The 1,553-nt window shown below is 66.8% G+C and carries 2 protein-coding genes and 1 pseudogene; 2 read left to right on the forward strand and 1 reads right to left on the reverse strand.

From position 1 onward, the window contains the following. The coding region (locus JHC79_RS22815) for an alpha/beta hydrolase (RefSeq protein ID WP_296395211.1) at positions 1-388 on the reverse strand (388 nt) is incomplete at its 3' end. 82 nt (positions 389-470) lie between these two features. Between JHC79_RS22815 and JHC79_RS22820 the strand changes: the two genes are divergently transcribed. After that, positions 471-1,349 carry a LysR family transcriptional regulator gene (locus tag JHC79_RS22820; RefSeq protein ID WP_296395213.1) on the forward strand — a complete coding sequence of 293 codons (879 nt, stop codon included), beginning with the start codon at positions 471-473 and terminating at the stop codon, positions 1,347-1,349. After that, positions 1,346-1,553: pseudogene (locus tag JHC79_RS22825) on the forward strand (hypothetical protein); the annotation flags it as partial. The gene JHC79_RS22820 and the pseudogene JHC79_RS22825, both read left to right, overlap by 4 nt.

Consider the following 1,553-nt stretch of genomic DNA (forward strand, 5'->3'; position numbering starts at 1 on the left):
TGGTCACCGGCGCGTGCGAGGCGCCGCCGACCGAGACCACCGCGCGCACCGACCCTGGGGCCCGCGCAGCCACCGTGATCGCGACGAGGGCTCCGACCGAACTACCCACGACGACGGGACGATCGAGCGACAACCGATCGATCACCTCGATCACGTCGGACACGTTGTCGTTCAACGAACTCGAGGTCGAGGTGCCCGATCGACCGTGGTTGCGTGCGTCCAGCGCGACGACGCGATGTCGACGATCGAACATCGCGAGCATGGGTTCCCACACACGGGCGGTCGTGCCGAAGCTGTGTAGCAACAGGATGTCGGAGCCGCGCGAGAGTGACGGATCAGCGGGGCGGTCGAGGAAGTAGAGGTCGGTGTCGGTGTCGATGAACGGCATGTGTCCAGAACACCGCGTGCCGCGACCCTGAACAACGACCGGTTCGCGATTAGAGTCATCACAAGAACTGATGGGTGACCCTATGGAACTTCGCCAGGTGCGGTATTTCGTCGCGGTGATCGACACCGGGAGCTTCACAGCGGCGGCGAGTGCACTGTCGATCGTGCAGTCCGCCGTGAGTCAACAGATCTCGCGGCTCGAGCGCGAGCTCCGTGTCGATCTCTTCGACCGGACTCGCCGCAGTGTGCGGCTCACCTCGGCCGGCAGACAGTTCGAGCCGTTTGCGCGGTCGATGCTCGACACCGAGCGGGCCGCGCGCAGCGCGCTCTCTCCGTCGAGCACCTCGGGACCGACGCGGATCGGTGTGCCGACCGGATTGGGTCCTCTTGTCACCGCAGCCCTCACCGCACTGCCGGACGGGACGCTGCCCACGCCCGTGGAGATCGTCAGTATCCCCGCCACCGATCGCGAACAACAGGTCGCCGACGGCCGCCTGGACGCGGCCATCATCCGAACTCCGTCCGCCCGGTCCGACCTCGTCACCTACGCGCTGCCTGCCGACGAGCTCCTCGTGATCACCGCGTCCGACCACCCCGCGACGGCGACCGGACGGGCGCATCTCGCCGACCTCGCTGCTCATCCACTGGTCTTCACGGTCGACGCGATCGGTGAACCGGTGTACCTGAACACCATCGCGTCGTGTCGCCGCGCTGGATTCGAGCCACACGTGCACGTACTCTCGCCCGGCGCCGACCCACTCACCTCGCTGTCCACGATCGCCGACGCATGGAGCGTCTTTTTCGCGGCCCACGCCCGTCAACTGAACCCTGTCGCACTCGGCGTGCGGTTCGGACATTCCGACGAGAACCTCGCGGTCGTGAAATCCGTTGTCGTGCGCAGTGATCGAACCGATATCGGCGCACGTATCGCGGCCGCCATCACCGACGCGGAGTGCCGTTGACCCACGCTCTCAGCTGGTCGCACGATCGCACGCTGCACGCTTGGTGGGTCGCACAAGGCCTGCTCGCCGGTGAGTACCCCGGTGACCGGAGACCCGACGCCGTGCGCGCCAAGATCGACCTGCTGTCGGACGCCGGGATCACCGCGATCGTCGACCTGACGACACGCAACGATCACCTGCTCCCCTACGCCGAGCACCTGCCCG

This window comes from Williamsia sp., assembly GCF_016462415.1.
Classification (GTDB): Bacteria; Actinomycetota; Actinomycetes; order Mycobacteriales; family Mycobacteriaceae; genus Williamsia_A.